The organism is Streptomyces sp. NPDC057253 (assembly GCF_042669125.1).
Lineage (GTDB): Bacteria > Actinomycetota > Actinomycetes > Streptomycetales > Streptomycetaceae > Streptomyces.
Window position 1 is genome coordinate 25,048 of the sequence record NZ_JBHUXV010000063.1, and the last position, 14,290, is coordinate 39,337.

At 68.6% G+C, this 14,290-nt stretch carries 13 protein-coding genes; 5 read left to right on the forward strand and 8 right to left on the reverse strand.

The genetic code is table 11. From position 1 onward, the window contains the following. Positions 1 to 95: 95 nt before the first annotated feature. From ACFULQ_RS29360 to ACFULQ_RS29375, 4 genes are all read left to right on the forward strand, one after another. On the forward strand, positions 96 to 1,271 hold the full coding sequence (locus ACFULQ_RS29360) for a glutathione-independent formaldehyde dehydrogenase (RefSeq protein ID WP_383549511.1): 1,176 nt from the start codon (positions 96 to 98) through the stop codon (positions 1,269 to 1,271). Between the two features lie 190 nt (positions 1,272 to 1,461). Next, a complete protein-coding gene (locus ACFULQ_RS29365) occupies positions 1,462 to 2,400 on the forward strand; it encodes an SRPBCC family protein (RefSeq protein ID WP_383549514.1) in 939 nt (312 codons plus the stop codon). Beyond that, positions 2,397 to 3,572 carry a zinc-dependent alcohol dehydrogenase gene (locus ACFULQ_RS29370; protein ID WP_383549517.1) on the forward strand — a complete coding sequence of 392 codons (1,176 nt, stop codon included), beginning with the start codon at positions 2,397 to 2,399 and terminating at the stop codon, positions 3,570 to 3,572. Before ACFULQ_RS29365 ends, ACFULQ_RS29370 begins: the two co-directional genes overlap by 4 nt. Positions 3,573 to 3,894: 322 nt before the next feature. Then, on the forward strand, positions 3,895 to 4,296 hold the full coding sequence (locus ACFULQ_RS29375; protein ID WP_383549520.1) for a hypothetical protein: 402 nt from the start codon (positions 3,895 to 3,897) through the stop codon (positions 4,294 to 4,296). Positions 4,297 to 4,436: 140 nt separating this feature from the next. Here ACFULQ_RS29375 and ACFULQ_RS29380 read toward each other — a convergent pair whose 3' ends face one another. The 5 genes from ACFULQ_RS29380 to ACFULQ_RS29400 all read right to left on the reverse strand — a co-directional run bounded on the left by ACFULQ_RS29380 (position 4,437) and on the right by ACFULQ_RS29400 (position 8,105). Further along, a complete protein-coding gene (locus tag ACFULQ_RS29380; protein ID WP_383549523.1) occupies positions 4,437 to 4,850 on the reverse strand; it encodes a hypothetical protein in 414 nt (137 codons plus the stop codon). Between the two features lie 499 nt (positions 4,851 to 5,349). Then, positions 5,350 to 5,685 (reverse strand): YnfA family protein, encoded by a 336-nt coding sequence (locus ACFULQ_RS29385; RefSeq protein ID WP_383549526.1) that lies wholly within the window; start codon positions 5,683 to 5,685, stop codon positions 5,350 to 5,352. A gap of 303 nt (positions 5,686 to 5,988) precedes the next feature. After that, positions 5,989 to 6,435, reverse strand: coding sequence for a MerR family transcriptional regulator (locus ACFULQ_RS29390; protein ID WP_383549530.1), 447 nt, complete (start codon positions 6,433 to 6,435; stop codon positions 5,989 to 5,991). After that, positions 6,432 to 6,761 carry a hypothetical protein gene (locus tag ACFULQ_RS29395; protein WP_383549533.1) on the reverse strand — a complete coding sequence of 110 codons (330 nt, stop codon included), beginning with the start codon at positions 6,759 to 6,761 and terminating at the stop codon, positions 6,432 to 6,434. The genes ACFULQ_RS29390 and ACFULQ_RS29395 overlap by 4 nt, the downstream gene beginning before the upstream one ends. 210 nt (positions 6,762 to 6,971) lie before the next feature. Continuing rightward, positions 6,972 to 8,105 (reverse strand): HoxN/HupN/NixA family nickel/cobalt transporter, encoded by a 1,134-nt coding sequence (locus tag ACFULQ_RS29400; RefSeq protein WP_383549536.1) that lies wholly within the window; start codon positions 8,103 to 8,105, stop codon positions 6,972 to 6,974. A 365-nt stretch (positions 8,106 to 8,470) separates the two neighbouring features. On the opposite strand from ACFULQ_RS29400, the gene ACFULQ_RS29405 reads away from it, so the two are divergent. Beyond that, a complete protein-coding gene (locus tag ACFULQ_RS29405; RefSeq protein ID WP_383549539.1) occupies positions 8,471 to 9,079 on the forward strand; it encodes a superoxide dismutase in 609 nt (202 codons plus the stop codon). Between the two features lie 591 nt (positions 9,080 to 9,670). Here ACFULQ_RS29405 and ACFULQ_RS29410 read toward each other — a convergent pair. The 3 genes from ACFULQ_RS29410 to ACFULQ_RS29420 form a co-directional block, all read right to left on the reverse strand. Next, complete coding sequence (locus ACFULQ_RS29410) at positions 9,671 to 10,159, reverse strand: S1 RNA-binding domain-containing protein (protein ID WP_383549542.1); 489 nt, start codon at positions 10,157 to 10,159, stop codon at positions 9,671 to 9,673. 537 nt (positions 10,160 to 10,696) lie between these two features. Next, positions 10,697 to 12,667 carry a TIGR03960 family B12-binding radical SAM protein gene (locus ACFULQ_RS29415; protein WP_383549545.1) on the reverse strand — a complete coding sequence of 657 codons (1,971 nt, stop codon included), beginning with the start codon at positions 12,665 to 12,667 and terminating at the stop codon, positions 10,697 to 10,699. A 77-nt stretch (positions 12,668 to 12,744) separates the two neighbouring features. Beyond that, on the reverse strand, positions 12,745 to 14,244 hold the full coding sequence (locus tag ACFULQ_RS29420; RefSeq protein WP_383549548.1) for a CHAD domain-containing protein: 1,500 nt from the start codon (positions 14,242 to 14,244) through the stop codon (positions 12,745 to 12,747). Positions 14,245 to 14,290 lie beyond the last annotated feature (46 nt).

Genomic DNA, 14,290 nt, shown 5'->3' on the forward strand with positions numbered 1-14,290 from the left:
CACCTCCCCCTCGTAGCACTTCCGAGAGTCAGGCGTTTTCGTGCGTCCCATTATCGCCGTGCCGCCGAAATGCCGCGGCACCGAGGGAAGTCATCATGAAAGCAGCCGTATACGAAGGACCGCGAACGGTCACGGTGAAGGACGTACCGGACCCGAAGATCGAGCATCCCTGCGACATCATCGTCAAGATCACCACCACCAACATCTGCGGTTCGGACCTGCACATGTACGAGGGCCGCACCTCGTTCGAGACCGGCCGCACCTTCGGACACGAGAACCTCGGCCAGGTCGTGGAGGTCGGCTCGGCCGTCCGCAAGGTCCAGGTCGGTCAGTACGTGGTCCTGCCCTTCAACATCGCCTGCGGCTTCTGCAAGCAGTGCGAGCGGGGTCTGACGAACTACTGTCTGACCATGCAGCCGGAACCGGCTCTCGCCGGAGCCGCCTACGGCTTCGCCGACATGGGCCCCTACCAGGGCGGCCAGGCGGAACTGCTGCGGGTGCCCTACGGCGACTTCAACGCGCTGCGCCTGGGCGAGGACGCCGCCGAGCGGCAGACCGACTACGTGATGCTCGCCGACATCTTCCCCACCGGCTATCACGCCACCGAGATGGCCAACGTCAAGCCGGGCGACCAGACGATCATCTTCGGGGCCGGTCCCGTCGGACAGATGGCGGCCTACTCCGCCCTGCTCAAGGGCGCCGGCCGCGTCTGGGTGGCCGACCACCAGCCCGACCGGCTGCGCAAGGCGGAGGAGATCGGGGCCATCCCCATCAACACCGCCGAGCAGGACCCGGCGGAGGTCGTCAAGGAGGCCACCCTCGGTCTGGGCGCCGACAACGGCTGTGAATGCGTCGGCTACCAGGCACACGACGCCCAAGGACACGAGGACGCCAGCCTCACCCTCAACGGCCTCATCGACTCGGTCAGGTTCACCGGCGACATCGGCGTGGTCGGCGTGTTCCTGCCGCAGGACCCCGGCGGCGAGGAGGCCCAGGGGGAGCTGGAGGCCCAGGGCAAGGTCCCGATCGACTTCGGACTGATGTGGTTCAAGGGCCAGCGCATGGGCACCGGGCAGGCGCCCGTGAAGAGGTACAACCGGGCACTGCGGGACCTGATCGCGGGCGGCAAGGCGAAGCCGAGCTTCATCGTCTCCCACGAACTCAGCCTGGACGAGGCCCCCACCGCCTACGAGCACTTCGACGCCCGCGACGAGGGCTGGACCAAGGTGGTCCTGCACCCCGACGGACAGGGCAACGGCCACAAGAAGTAGGGCGGCCGGAGCCGTTGGCCGGTCCGCTTCCCCCGGACGGGACCGGCCGACGGACCACGACGTCCAGCTCCGGCTTCGGCCGGGGCTGGACGGGCCGGCGTCGCCTGACGCCCCGTCACAGCCGTACTCCGGTCCCCTTCTGACCCGAACAACCCGACTTCCCTTCCTTCCAACCCCCGTGGGGAGCCCCATGACGACGGACACCCGCTCCGCATCCCACCTACGGCACGATCCGCTCGTACGCGGCCTCGGCTGGGCCAGCGCACTCCTGGGCGTGCCCCAGGTCGCCGCCCCGGGCGGCTTCGCGCGGGCCCTGGGCGTGGACGACGCCCTCCGGCACCGCTCGGCCACGACAGCCGTCGGTGTACGTGAACTGACGGCGGCGGCCGGGCTGTTGGGACGGCCGCACCCCGCCTGGCTCTGGGCCCGCGTCGGTGGCGACCTCATGGACCTGACGCTGCTGACCCGGGCCCTGAAGAACCACGACGGTCGCGGCCTGGGCCGCACCGTGGCCGCGACCGCCGCGGTCACCGCCATCACCGCCACGGACGTCTACGCGGCCGTGACCCGTACCCGTAGGAGCGCCCCCATGGAACTGACCGCGGCCACCACCGTCACCCGGACTCCAGAGGAGGTCCATGCCCTCTGGAAGGACCTGGAGCGGCTGCCGGACTTCATGGCGCACCTGGACGAGGTGCGCGTCACCGGCCCGCGCACCAGTCACTGGCGGGCCAGTGCGCCGTTCGGCAAGACGGTCGAGTGGGACGCCGAGACCACCCAGGACATCCCCGGCCAGCTGATCGCCTGGCGGTCGGTGGACGGCGCCGACGTCGACAACTCTGGCGAGGTCCGTTTCACGCCCGCCCCCGGCGACCGGGGCACGGAGATCCGGGTGACCCTGCGCTACGACCTGCCCGGCGGAGCACTCGGCAAGGCCGCGGCGCGCTACTTCGGCGAGGAGCCGCACCAGCAACTCGACGACGACCTGCGCCGGTTCAAGCAGATCGCGGAGACCGGCGAGGTCATCCGCTCCGAGGGCGCACCCGGCGGCAAGCGGGCCCGCGGCGAGTTCCCGCAGCACCCGGCCCGACCGCTGACCGAGGACGAACTGAAGGAGGCCCTGGCATGAAGGCGAACTGCTGGACGGGACGCAACTCGGTCGAGGTGCAGGAGGTCCCGGACCCGTCGATCCTGAACAACCGCGACGCCATCGTCAAGATCACCTCCACGGCGATCTGCGGCTCCGACCTCCACCTGCTCGACGGCTACGTCCCCACCATGCAAAAGGGCGACATCATGGGCCACGAGTTCATGGGAGAGGTCATCGAGGTCGGCCCCGGCGTCACCGACGGCACACTGCGCGTCGGCGACCGGGTCGTCGTCCCCTTCCCCATCGCGTGCGGCGCCTGCGCGTCCTGCCGCGCGGAGCTGTACTCCTGCTGCGAGAACACCAACCCCAACGCCGGCATCTCGGAGAAGATGTTCGGCCACCCCACCGCCGGCATCTACGGCTACTCCCACCTCACCGGCGGCTTCGCCGGCGGCCAGGCCGAGTACGCCCGCGTGGTGCTCGCCGACACCAACGCCCTCAAGATCGAGTCGGACCTCACCGACGAACAGGTGCTGTTCCTGTCCGACATCCTGCCGACCGGGTTCATGGGCGCCGACATGTGCGACATCGAGCAGGGTGACGTCGTCGCCGTCTGGGGCGCCGGTCCGGTCGGCCAGTTCGCCATGGACAGCGCCCGGGTCCTGGGCGCGGAGAAGGTCATCGCGATCGACAAGGAGCCCTACCGGCTCGACATGGCGGCGGCCCAGGGCTACACCACCATCAACTTCGAGGACACCGACGTACGGTCGGCCCTCCTCGAACTCACCGGCGGCCGGGGCCCCGACAAGTGCATCGACGCGGTCGGCATGGAGGCCACCCACGGTGCCTCCCACGTCCACCTCTACGACCGCGCCAAGCAGGCGGTCCGCTCCGAGACCGACCGCCCGCACGCCCTGCGCCAGGCCATCATGTCCTGCCGCAGCGGCGGCGTGGTCTCGGTCATCGGCGTCTACGGCGGCATGATCGACAAGTTCCCGGCGGGCGCCTGGATGAACAGGTCCCTGACCCTGCGCACGGGCCAGTGCCACGTACAGAAGTACATGAAGCCGCTACTGACCCTGATAGAGCAGGGCAAACTGGACCCCACCAGGATCATCACCCACCGCCTCCCCCTGACCGAGGCCCCCACCGGCTACGACCTCTTCAAGAACAAGCAGGACCACTGCGAAAAGGTCGTCCTCAAACCCTGAAACCCGCCACCCACGGCCACCGCAGCTCCTTCTGCGGTGGCCCAGTGGGCGCCGTCCGCTGCCCGGGAGAAGGCGAGTCTGGGCTGGAACTCCCCCCACCGCCCAAAGGGGCTCGCCCCCTCCTCAGTGCGAATGACCACTCGACGCCGGCGTCGGGCCGGCGTTCTTCACCGTCAGCGGAAGCAGCTTCTTGCCCGTCGGGCCGATCTGGATGTGCGTGTCCATCTGCGGGCGAATACACATCACAACACGGCCACAGTGACACGGCGGAGCTACACGGAGCACATGATCTCCTTCAGCGCCGATAACAACAGGGGGGACCGTGCCGCGCATCACCGTACTGTTCGCTGTCGTCATACTCGCCAGCCTCACTGCCTGTGGAAGCAGGGATGAAGCCCGCTACCCAGCCGCACATCCGAAGGGCACGCCAACCGTCGGCAAGGAGGACTACCTCAGGGTGGCTCGTAGCCTGCCCTACACAGAGAGTCGGCCGACGGATCAAGAGCTCGCCGCCCTCCCACCGAAGTGGTGTCACGGCCTGGCGCAGGGACACGACGTGGAGTATCTGTTCAGTTTCACCGGAGACGACCTGTACCCAGCAGGCCAGGACTGGGGCATGTTGGAGGCCGACGCCAACGACCTACTGACAACCGGCGTGAACGTCTTCTGTCCGCAGTACTGGAAACAGGTGAAGCAAGACCTCCAGGCCAACGGCGGCTTCTGAGGGTGCCCGAAAGTTGCGCACCGTTTCGCCGAGCCGAGGGCGGGGCGCGTGGTCTCAACGCCAACGCAACGAGGGGCAGGGCTCTAACCCACGCTGCCGGGCCCGCACCCGCCCCCTGATGCCGGAAGCCCGCAGTCGCGTCAGACAGCAACACCCGGGATCAGCGCCACCAGGCCGGGAAGAAAGCTGCCCACCGCCGCCAGGGTCACGAGGGCAGCTTTGCCGTCCGAGAACAGCCCAGAGCAGAACTCGCGCACGCGGCGCCGAAAGATCAGCATCTTGAGCTTCTGCCAGCGGTGTTGATGAATGTGGCAGCCCATGAGGATGCCGGTCGCGTTGTTACGGCACCCGTCGGTCCGTCCTCGAACCGGCGCCCCGCAGGTCACCGGAGCTTGGAAGAAGGACCACAGCAGGACCAGCACCGACAGGACGATAATCACCACAGGGCCGGCTGCCGCGTTGATCCATGCCGCGATGAGAAGCGCCCCGGCCAGGACACCCCACCACTGCCCCAAACCACCGAACCGACTGCTTCTCGCCCCCGAAGTCGCCATGCCAGTAATCGTGGCTACAGACCTAGCGAATCATGCACCCAGCAGACGATATGACCGAAAGGAGGCCCCGGGGCTCATACCCACTCCGCCGAGGAGGCGATCCGCGACGGACCTCCAGGACCTGGCAGCGGCGTCCGGCGGGACGCCGACAACGCTGCGGGGCGAGGAGTCGAAGCGCCAGCTGCAACAAGCGCAGCCTGCAACTCGTCCTCGCTCGCCCCCGCCAGCGCCTCAACCACCCGATCGAGTGCCTCGCTCACCTCAGTGAGAGTGACCACTCGAAGCGGGCGTCGGACCAGCGTTCTTGACCGTCAGCGGAAGCAACTTCTTCCCGGTCGGGCCGATTTGTATGGCCGTGTCCATCTGAGGGTACATGCCATGAGCCATCGGCTTGAGAAGCGGCGGGCGTTCGTGCGATTCCTTCCGGGGGCGGACGTTTCACCGTGGTTCCCCGCTCGATCTGGCGTGGCCTGACGCCTCCTCGGCCCAAGGACGACAGTCAGTGGCTGCGGGGTGCGTACATGATCACTGCCATGCCCGCGAGGCACACCAGGGCGCCGATGACGTCCCACCGGTCGGGCCGGTAGCCGTCGGCGACCATGCCCCAGGCGATCGACCCGGCCACGAAGATCCCGCCGTAGGCCGCGAGGATGCGCCCGAAGTGGGCATCGGGCTGGAAGGTGGCGACGAAGCCGTAGGCGCCCAGGGCCACGACACCGGCTCCGACCCATAGCCAGCCGCGGTGCTCGCGGATGCCCTGCCAGACCAGCCAGGCGCCGCCGATCTCGAACAGGGCGGCGACGACGAACAGGGCAACGGAACGAGCGATGTTCATGCCGACTGACCCTACCCACGACCCCTGTTCGTGATCTTCAGGAGATCCCCGGAGCCCTGGCAGCCGCACCCGCCCTCACCAGCGGCCTTCGGCGTGCAGGAGCAGGTTCGGCGGCGCCGGCCCAGCCACCAGGTTGCGGCGGCGAGCACCGCGAGGACGATGGCGACGGAGGGCAGTCGACCCACCACCGCCCCGGCGCCTGCCCCCAGGACGCCCGCCGTGATCAGGACGGGCAGCGCGCAGCACGCCACACATGCCAGCGCCGCTAGCCCGCCGAGAACCTTCGGGGTGCGGTGGCGGCGGTTAGCAGCAGGGGCCGGCATGGCGGTTCTCCTCGGCGAGGTCGGTGAAGGGGATGGGACAGCAGGCGCTGGACGCGCAGAGAGTCAGGTCGTCGCAGCCCGCCTCGACCGCCGAAACCAGGGCGGTGCGGATCGTGGTCAGGTCGGCGATCTTCGCGTCGACCTCGGCGAGCTTCGCCTGTGCGCGCTCCTGGAGCCCCGCCACGGGGCGGCCGTGACGATGGCGGCCCGTCTCCAGCAGCTCGGCGACCTCCTCCAGGGTGAACCCGAGCCGCTGGGCTGCCTTGATCACCCGCAGCGCGGTCACCGCGTGCTCGCCGTACAGTCGGTGGCCGCCCGGGCTGCGCGCGGGGTCGGCCAGCAGGCCGCGCCGCTCGTAGTAGCGCAGAGTCTGGATGTTCACCCCCGCCGCAGCGGCGACCTGCCCGCTGCGCAGACCCGCGCTCACGGCTGCATCTCCGCAATTCGTGCGGCCAGCGCGTCCAGGACGGCCTCGTGGGCCGCGTCCACGGTGATATCCAGGTCCATCCGTTCCTCGCCGGGGACGGTGGTGAAGGTGAAGAACGAGCAGCAGCCGCTCTCCCGCGCCACCAGGTCCCGCGTCCGCTCCTCGACGCCCGGCCCGCCGGTCAGCTCCAGGTGCAGCCGCAGCGGCTCGGGCCTCGATGACGAGGTCAGTCGCTCCGAGAGCAACGCGTCCCACTCCGTGACCCGCAGGGGCCGCTCCTCGGTGGGCAGCGTGCAGGACTGCGGCACCCACGCCAGATCGCTCATCGCCATCACTCCCGTCGACACGTCCCCGTGGCGGGAACAGCTCCGACGGTAAACCTGTACCTGGGTACCGTTTGCAAGCGGCCGGCACGGTCAGTCCAGCGCGGTGCCGGTGCTTGCCTTGCCCGCGGCGAGCGCGAACGTCACCGCGACCGCATCTGAAGTCGTCGGTCTCCGCGTGCCGCCATTGCCGTCGGCTGTTCGGTGTCGGTGTCAGTCCGCCTGTTCGGCCGGACGCAGGTCCGCGCTCCACTTTTCCTCGATGCGGCCGAATTTCCAGACCGCCAACGCGATGATCCAGGTGGCGAAGAACAGCCCGACGATGACGAAGCCGATCACGTTGAGGTCGAGGCCGGAGACCCAGTCCCAGAAGAAGCCGTGCAGGTCGAGCTTGTCGGCGAGCAGGCCGAGCAGTTCGACGGTGCCGATGATGAGGGCGACGGCGACGGACAGGCCGGTGATGGTGAGGTTGTAGTAGACCTTGCGGACGGGCTTGGAGAAGGCCCAGCCGTACGCGAAGTTCATGAACGAGCCGTCGATGGTGTCCAGCAGGGACATTCCGGCGGCGAAGAGGACCGGCAGGCACAGGATCGCGTACCAGGGGAGGCCGGATGCGGCACCGGATCCGGCGAGTACCAGCAGGGCGATCTCGGTGGCGGTGTCGAAGCCGAGGCCGAAGAGGAGTCCGAGCGGGTACATCTGCCAGGGCTTGGTGATCGACTTCATCACGCGGCCGAGGAGGCGGTTCATGAAGCCGCGCTTGTTCAGCTGCTCCTCCAGGGCGGCCTCGTCGAAGTGGCCGGAGCGCATCTGCCGGAAGACCTTCCAGATCCCGGCCAGGATGACGATGTTGATGATGGCGATGACGTAGAGGAACGTGCCGGAGACGGTGGTGCCGATGAGGCCGGTGACGTCGTGCAGTTCCGAGTTGTCGTTCTTCACCGGCGAGGCGAGGGTCTTGATGCCCAGCGAGAGCAGGAGGGCCAGGCCGAAGACGATGCTGGAGTGGCCCAGGGAGAACCAGAAGCCGACCGACAGCGGGCGCTGGCCGTCCTCCATGAGCTTGCGTGTCGTGTTGTCGATCGCGGCGATGTGGTCGGCGTCGAAGGCGTGCCGCATGCCCAGGGTGTACGCGGTCACGCCGATACCGATGCCGAAGCTCTTGGTGCCCAGGCTGTAGTGCTCCGGGGCGACGATCGCCACCAGCGTGAACCAGCCGATGACGTGCAGCGCGATGACGAAGGCCGCCATGCCCGCGGCACGACCCCACTCAGCGCGGCTCATGGATGCGGCTATGCGCAGCCGGCGGGGCCGGGAGGTGTCCGTGGTCGGGGGCGCGGTGGTCATGGTCCTTCTTTCTCCGTGCGCGGCACGCGGGCGCCAGCCAACCTAGGCGCGCCTCGGTCGTAACTGCAACAAAGGTGCAGTAATGCTTGAGAGGCCCAGATTCGCTGCTCGCAGGGGTTGTCCCTGGGGATTTCGCGCATTGGCGACACGAAGGTGCGCGGGGCCGGCCAAGTCCGGCGGACGCCGGTTGAGAAGACGATCACCTTCGGAAAGGACCGCACCACGTCAGGTGCCGCACCACCGCAAGCTGTCGGACCGACCCCGCTGCGACCCATGCTGATGCAATTGCTACGTTGTTGCAAGTATCTCGCAATAACGTCGTAGGCTGTCTCGGGACGATCAACCCACCTAAGGAGACGCGCCTGATGGGCACCTACGCGCTTCCCGACCTGCCCTACGACTACTCAGCGCTCGCCCCGGCCATCACGCCGGAAATCCTGGAACTGCACCACGCCAAGCACCACGCTGCTTACGTCAAGGCAGCCAACGACACGCTGGAGCAGATCGCGGAGATCCGCGACAAGGACCAGATCACGCCCACCGGCCTCGTGGGCCTGGAGAAGACCTTCGCCTTCAACCTCTCCGGGCACGTCCTGCACTCGATCTTCTGGCAGAACCTCTCCCCGAACGGCGGCGACCGCCCCGACGGAGCACTCGCCACCGCGATCGACGAGCACCTGGGCGGCTTCGAGGTGTTCAAGAAGCAGCTCACCGTGGCCACCACTGCTGTACAGGGCTCAGGCTGGGGCGTGTTGGCCTGGGAGCCCCTGGGCAAGCGCCTGATCGTGGAACAGGTCTACGACCACCACGGCAACGTCGGCCAGGGCAGCACCCCCCTGCTCGTCTTCGATGCCTGGGAGCACGCCTACTACCTGCAGTACAAGAACGTCCGCCCCGACTACGTCACCAAGCTCTGGGACCTGGTCAACTGGGAGGACGTCGCCGCCCGCTACGCCGCGGCCACCGGCGCCTGACCGGCGCCATCGGGCCCTGATCAGGTTCCAGAGAGTCCGAGCCGGGGGTGAGGGCGTTGGAAGACGAAGATCACCGACGCCCTCAACCCATCGACTGCCCCAGCCCTCATCAGCGTGCCGGCCGACCCCCCGCCGGAGGCATTGCCCTGCCCGTGACCCGCTCTGCGTGGTGATTGATTCATGGCCACCCAGCCCCATCCACCTGTGGGCGCGCGGCGGCGCAGCCGGGGCTGGAATCAACGGAGAAGGCGGTAACTCAGCAGCGCTGCTCGGGTCCCGACCACACCACCTCGCAGACGATCTGCGAGGCGCCTCCAAGGCTCGGCAATGGCGTTCGGCGGGCCGTCGCCGGGACCGCGGGGCGAGTATGCGACGCGCCGACCGCTGCCAGCGCAGCCGCCACCTCGTCCTCGCTCGCCCCCGCCAGCGCCTCAACCACCCGATCGAGTGCCTCGCTCACCTCAGTGAGAGTGACCGCTCGAAGCCGGCGAAGGCCCCGCGTTCTTGACAGTCAGCGGCAGCAACTTCTTGCCCGTCGGGCCGATTTGTACGGCCGTGTCCATCTGCGGGCACCGTACGAACCACAACCGCTCAAGCTTGCCGCCGGGAGAGCGACAGCCGGCGCCGCTCTCGGTCAATGTCCACGACGACGACCGTCAGCTCATCGCCGACCTGCACGACATCCTCCGGCGCGGACACGGGCACCGGGCTCAGCTCGGACAGATGCACCAGACCCTCGATACCGTCGGCGAGTTCCACGAAGACACCGAATGGGACCAGTTTCGTCACCCGCCCACTCAGCCTCTGTCCCACCACAATGCCGTCGACGAACACCAGGAAGGGGTCCGGCTCCATCGCTCGCAGGGACAGCCGGGCTTCCCCGTTCCACATGTCGAACTGCAAGAACTCGCACGACACCCGCTGCCCGACCTCGACGACGTCGGAAGCCGCATCGAAATGACGCCAGGACAGCTCGGGATACGTGATGAAGCCGACGCCCGGATATACCGGGTGCTCAGGGCCCTCATCCAGCGCCACGAAAACCCCGAACGACTCGATCGCCGCCACCGTGCCCGTCAAGCACTCACCAGGACGAAGTCTTTTGAGGAACGTCCAGAGCTCCGGGTTCTCAACGGCCGCCATCGACCAACCCCGCCCTCGTCCGCATCCACCGCCATCACCTCGCCGGCGACCCTCTGTCCGACCACAGCGACGTCGGCGAAGCGCCGGCGCCAGGAACCGTCCAACGGCCCCACCGTCCCGAGCGGCCGGTCGGCGAAGCCGTCCAGAAGCACCGATATCCCAGACCGGGAAACCGCAGCGACCGTCCCGCGGCAAACTTCCCCGACACCGATCGCCGCCAGAAACTTGCGCACGTCCCCTCCAGCCGACGCATTCCCCATATCGCGAAGGCTCTCACGGAGGGACCGCTAAACCCACTCCACCTCGGACTCAATGACTGCGCTGCTCCCCAACACGGGCAGAGGCGTACAGGAAGAGATCGACGGCGCCAATGGACGCGGGAGCGAAGTACTCAAAGCGGCCATCAGCCCAGCCACGTCCTCCTCGCGCGCGCCCGCCAGCGCCTCGATCACCCGATCGAGTGCCTCGCTCACCTCAGTGAGAGTGACCACTCGAAGCCGGCGCCGGACCACCGTTCTTGACCGTAAGAGGAAGCAGCTTCTTCCCGGTCGGGCCGATTTGTATAGCCGTGTCCATCTGCGGACACACCCCACAGTCAAAGCAAGGCGTCCACCGGCAGTCCTCGACCTCCGTCTCGTCGAGGGCGTCCTGCCAGTCCTCCCAGAGCCAGTCCTTGTCGAGGCCGGAGTCCAGGTGGTCCCAGGGGAGGACCTCCTCGTAGGTCTTCTCGCGGGTGGTGTACCAGTCGACGTCCACGCCGAAGGCCGGCAGCGTCTTGTCGGCGCAGGCCATCCAGCGGTCGTAGGAGAAGTGCTCGCGCCAGCCGTCGAAGCGGCCGCCGTCCTCGTAGACGGCCCGGATGACCGCGCCGACCCGGCGGTCGCCCCGGGAGAGGAGGCCTTCCACGATGCCCGGCTTGCCGTCGTGGTAGCGGAAGCCGATCGAGCGGCCGTACTTCTTGTCGCCGCGGATCTTGTCGCGGAGCTTCTCCAGGCGCGCGTCCGTCTCCTCGGCGGAGAGCTGCGGGGCCCACTGGAACGGCGTGTGCGGCTTGGGGACGAAGCCGCCGATCGACACCGTGCAGCGGATGTCGTTCTGGCCGGAGACCTTGCGGCCCTCGGCGATCACCTTGGTGGCCATGTCGGCGATCTGGAGGACGTCCTCGTCGGTCTCCGTCGGCAGGCCGCACATGAAGTACAGCTTCACCTGGCGCCAGCCGTTGCCGTACGCCGTGGAGACCGTGCGGATGAGGTCGTCCTCCGAGACCATCTTGTTGATGACCTTGCGCATGCGCTCCGAGCCGCCCTCGGGGGCGAAGGTCAGGCCCGAGCGGCGGCCGTTCCTCGTCAGTTCGTTCGCCAGGTCCACGTTGAAGGCGTCCACGCGGGTCGACGGGAGGGACAGACCGATCTTGTCCTCCTCGTACCGGTCCGCCAGGCCCTTGGCGATGTCGCCGATCTCCGAGTGGTCCGCCGAGGACAGGGAGAGCAGGCCCACCTCCTCGAAGCCCGTCGCCTTCAGGCCCTTCTCCACCATGTCGCCGATGCCCGTGATGGAACGCTCACGGACCGGGCGGGTGATCATGCCCGCCTGGCAGAAGCGGCAGCCGCGAGTGCAGCCGCGGAAGATCTCCACCGACATGCGCTCATGGACGGTCTCGGCCAGCGGGACCAGGGGCTGCTTCGGGTAGGGCCACTCGTCCAGGTCCATGACGGTGTGCTTCGACACCCGCCACGGCACCCCGCTGCGATTGGGGACCACACGGGCGATACGGCCGTCCGGCAGGTACTCCACGTCGTAGAACGCCGGGATGTACACCGAACCGGTGCGGGCGAGCCGGAACAGGACCTCCTCGCGGCCGCCCGGCCGGCCCTCCGCCTTCCAGTCACGGATGATCTTCGTCATGTCGAGCACGGCCTGCTCGCCGTCGCCGATGATCGCCGCGTCGATGAAGTCCGCGATCGGCTCGGGGTTGAACGCCGCGTGGCCGCCGGCCAGCACGATCGGGTCGTCCAGGCCCCGGTCCTTCGACTCCAGCGGGATGCCCGCCAGGTCCAGGGCGGTGAGCATGTTGGTGTAGCCCAGCTCCGTGGAGAAGGACAGACCGAACACGTCGAAGGCGCCCACCGGGCGGTGGCTGTCCACCGTGAACTGCGGGACCCGGTGCTCCCGCATCAGGGCCTCCAGGTCCGGCCACACGCTGTACGTGCGCTCGGCGAGGACGCCCTCCTGCTCGTTCAGGACCTCGTAGAGGATCATGACGCCCTGATTGGGCAGCCCGACCTCGTAGGCGTCCGGGTACATGAGCGCCCAGCGGACGTCGCAGGACTCCCACGGCTTGACGGTGGAGTTGAGCTCTCCGCCGACATACTGGATCGGCTTCTGCACATGCGGGAGCAGAGCTTCGAGCTGCGGGAACACCGACGCGGCGGTTTCGGCTGACATCTCGCACTTCCATGGACTGACAGGGGTGACCACCCAGCCTAACGCGGCGATGACCACCCCCCGTACGCCCCGAGGGCTCAGAGCCCGTCCGCCGCGCCCTTCACGCCGTCCCAGAACCCGGGCAGCTCCGCCTCCACGGCCGCCGCGCGCTGCTCCTCACGGCCGTACAGCAGCCCGTACGTGAAGGCGCTCTCCCCCGCCGCGTGGGCGACCGCGGACAGCTCGCGCAGGGTCCCCCGGGCCATCACGCTGTCCTGGTGCTCCCCGAGCAGGTTCTGGAGCGACTTCATGGACTTGACCAGGGACTTGGCCGGATCCCCGAGAGCCGGGCGGGCCGCCTCGGCCGCGTAGCGGGTGCGCTTGGTCTTCTTGCGGGCCTCGTGGATCGCGACATCGCGGTCGGTGCCGGGCTCCAGCTCCAGCGCCTGCCCGACCAGCGCGGAGACCTTCTTGAAGTCCTTGGTCACGGCCTTGGCGATCACCTTGTGCGGCTTCTTCCCGGCCGCCTTCAGCAGCGGCGGGTCCGCGATCAGCGCGTCCAGGGCGTCGAGCAGCGCGAGATAGCGGTGCGAGTCCAGGACGCCGATCAGCCGCGCGCTCGCGCCGCCGGGACTGTCCCCCGCCCAGACGCGCAGCCGCTCGGCCACGGGCCCCGAGACCAGCGCCCCGGGCACCTCGCCGAGGGCCGTGGACAGCCGCTCGGCCAGCACCTCGCGATCCCGGTCCACGCCCAGCTCCCCGGCGAGCCACTTCAGCTCGTCGCCGATCGGGTCGGTGACGGCCCGGTCCAGGACCTTGCCGTACGACTTGAAGGTGCTGCGCAGCCGACGGGTGGCGACCCGCATGCTGTGCACGGAGTCCTCGGCGTCCTGGCGGACGGCGGGGTCGAGCGCGACGACCGCGTCCCGTTGGGCGCGGACGTAGGCGAGGACGTGGTCGCCTGCCGTCACGGGGTCGCCCACGTCGGGGGCCTGCCTCCGCGGGGCCGTCTCCGCGAGGGCCCTGGCCAGCTTCGAGGAGGACCCGGACGGCCGTACGCCCGCCTTGCGCAGCCGTTTCTCCACCTTGTCGAGGAAGGCGGGGTCGCCGTCGTCGGCGAGCTCCACCTCGATCTCGGTCCACTGGGCGTCGCCGACGCCGCCGCTGAGCCGCTCGGCGTGCACGGCGTCCACGCTGACCTCGGCGAGCAACTGTCCGTCCGCGTCGAGGAGATGGCGCACATCGCGGTCCGAGCGCAGCCGGACCACGGGCAGCAGCTCCACGCCCCGGGCCCGTGAGCGGACCAGTGCGGCGAGCTCGTCGGGCAGGTCGTCGGAGAGCGGGGCCCGGATCTCGTCGCGGACGTCCTCGGAGACGGGGAGCTTCAGGTGCCAGCCCGCGTCCGAGCCACCGGTGCGGCGGCGCAGGGTGATCGAGGACGCGATGAGGCGTTCGTCGGCGGTGTCGTAATAGGTGGCGTCCAGATGGGCGACACCCTTGTCGACGACGGCCTCGACCCCGGCGACTCCGGTCAGGTCCGGCAGGCCGCTGTCGTCGGACTCATACTTGCGTTCGATCTCCCGCTTTGTGTCCGCCATGATTCGAATCTAGTGGTCATCCGCCGGTTAGGGCAGAGGGCCACGG

Coding starts and splice junctions, on each gene's coding strand:
- ACFULQ_RS29370 (WP_383549517.1), top strand. CDS start 2,397: ATGAAGGCGAACTGCTGGACGGGACGCAACTCGGTCGAGGTGCAGGAG.
- ACFULQ_RS29385 (WP_383549526.1), bottom strand. CDS start 5,685: ATGAACATCGCTCGTTCCGTTGCCCTGTTCGTCGTCGCCGCCCTGTTC.
- ACFULQ_RS29380 (WP_383549523.1), bottom strand. CDS start 4,850: ATGGCGACTTCGGGGGCGAGAAGCAGTCGGTTCGGTGGTTTGGGGCAG.
- ACFULQ_RS29365 (WP_383549514.1), top strand. CDS start 1,462: ATGACGACGGACACCCGCTCCGCATCCCACCTACGGCACGATCCGCTC.
- ACFULQ_RS29415 (WP_383549545.1), bottom strand. CDS start 12,667: ATGTCAGCCGAAACCGCCGCGTCGGTGTTCCCGCAGCTCGAAGCTCTG.
- ACFULQ_RS29420 (WP_383549548.1), bottom strand. CDS start 14,244: ATGGCGGACACAAAGCGGGAGATCGAACGCAAGTATGAGTCCGACGAC.
- ACFULQ_RS29405 (WP_383549539.1), top strand. CDS start 8,471: ATGGGCACCTACGCGCTTCCCGACCTGCCCTACGACTACTCAGCGCTC.
- ACFULQ_RS29360 (WP_383549511.1), top strand. CDS start 96: ATGAAAGCAGCCGTATACGAAGGACCGCGAACGGTCACGGTGAAGGAC.
- ACFULQ_RS29395 (WP_383549533.1), bottom strand. CDS start 6,761: ATGAGCGATCTGGCGTGGGTGCCGCAGTCCTGCACGCTGCCCACCGAG.
- ACFULQ_RS29400 (WP_383549536.1), bottom strand. CDS start 8,105: ATGACCACCGCGCCCCCGACCACGGACACCTCCCGGCCCCGCCGGCTG.